We start from the raw sequence: 2,040 nt of genomic DNA on the forward strand, positions 1-2,040 counted from the left end.
CCCGATGTCGTCGGCCGCATCGATCTCCACCAGTACGATCGGGAGGTCGCCCGAGATCCCGTGTACCCAGAGCGCCGCCACGCCCTCCTTGCGCCGCGCCAGCACGCCCACCGGCGCCCGCAACGCCCGATCCGCATACAGGATCGACCCGCCAAGCGTCTGGAACAGATGCGCCTCATCGGGCCCGATCCCCAAGTGGTGCAGCTGCACCTGCGCTTGTGTCCAGGCGAGCGTCGCCACCCGCTCGAAGGTCGTGACGTCGTGGTATTTGTCCGCGAGATCGAGCACCGCGTTCCGCGACGGCGCCACCAGGGTGGCAAACGCCACGCGGACCGTCTTCCCGGGGCGCACGCGGACCCGGCGTCGAAGGCTGACGATCGGATCGAGCACCGAGCCAACCGTGTTGGAGAGTTCGCGGTCGTCCGTCTCCGCGCTCGGCGCCCGCACGTTCCGCCCCCGCCCCAGGAATTGCGCGCGATCGGTCTCCCACTCCAGATCGGCGATCGTCTCGCCCTCCACTGCGATGACATGCGCCAGCCAGATCTCGGCCTCTTCGGGCGACCGGCGGCGGCGGGTGGCGAGCAGAGCGTCTCGCTCAGGCACGATCTCGGTCTGGACGAACAGATTCGAGAAGGCCGGGTGGCTGGCGTCCGCCGCCGCTGGCGCGAGCACCACTTCGGCGTACGACGTGACTTCGATTTCACGCGTCCGCGCGCCGTGGTTCGTGAGCGAGACCCGGCGCACTTCGGCATCGTCCTCCGATGACACGATCACTTCGAGGCACGTTCCGATCGCGCCGTCGCGGCGGGTGAATTCCGCGCGGTCCTCGGTGAACGACACGTCATAGCTCTCCGGCGCTTGCCCGCTCGGCTGGAACCCCGCCGACCAGCGCTCCCCGGTGGACACGTCGCGCAGCAGGATGTATGACCCGGTGTTGTCGCTGGTCGCATCCTCGCGCCACCGCGTGATCGCCAGATCCCGCCAGCGGCTGTACCCCGATCCGGACGCCGTGAGCATCACAGCGTAGCGCCCGTTGGACAGGAGCTGCGTGCGTGGCGTCGCGCCGTGCGGGGACGAGAAATGCCGGGTGTGCGGCGGGGTCAGCTCGCGCACGTTCCCCACCATGCCGACGGTGTCCAGCCGCGGCCGTGCCACGGCGACGTCGCGCGGCGTCCGCTCCTGCAACAGCAGCTCGCTCGCCCGCACGATGGGTTCCGCGTGGAAGCGCGCGCGCATGGCGCCGCCGTGCAGCACATTCGCGATCGCGACGATCGCCATGCCCTGATGATGGGCCATGTACATGCGCACCACTTCTCGCGACGTGCCCGCCGGCAGGCGCGCGGGCGTGTAGTCAACCGATTCATAGAACCCGTACTGGCCGTCGGCCCCGACGGCGGCGAGTGCGCGAAGGTTTCGCGCCGCTTCCACGGGGGCGACCATGGCCGCCAGGGCGGAGGCATACGGCGCGATCACGACGTCGTCGGCGAGACCACGCCGAAGGCCGAGGCCGGGCACACCGAAATTCGAATACTGGAACGTCATCGCGAAATCCCGCAGGTAGTAGCCGGACTCCGAGACGCCCCACGGCACGCCGCGCTCTCCGCCGTAGTCGATCTGGCGCTGCACCACGAGCCTGCAGGTCTGCTCCAGCAGGCTCCCCACCGGCGAGCGCATGATCAGGAGCGGCATGAGGTATTCGAACATCGACCCCGACCACGAGAGCAACACTGAGTCCTTCCCCACCGGGGCCAGCGGGCGGCCAAGCCGGAACCAGTGGCGCACCGGCACGTCTCCTTTCGCGATCGCGATGAAGCTCAACAGCCGTGCCTCCGACGCGAGCAGATCGTAACGTCCCGTGTCGAGGCTGCCATCCGCCATCCGGTAGCCGATGGCGAACAGCATGCGCATCGGATCGAAGAGAAACCCGAACTCCATCGCGGCGGCCATCGCGCGCGCCTCGGCCGCGAATTGCGTGAGCCGCCGGGTGAGCGCCACGGCGGCGGCGGCGGACCGCTCGAGACCCGCGGCGAGCCCGTCGAT

Annotated in this window: 1 protein-coding gene; it reads right to left on the reverse strand. The window is 69.4% G+C overall.

The genetic code is table 11. The features are described from left to right. Positions 1-2,040, reverse strand: a 2,040-nt coding sequence (locus VNF92_13530) for a glucoamylase family protein (GenBank protein HVA58898.1), incomplete at both ends; no start/stop codon positions are given.

The sequence above is a fragment of the Gemmatimonadaceae bacterium genome (assembly GCA_035533015.1).
Lineage (GTDB): Bacteria > Gemmatimonadota > Gemmatimonadetes > Gemmatimonadales > Gemmatimonadaceae > JAGWRI01.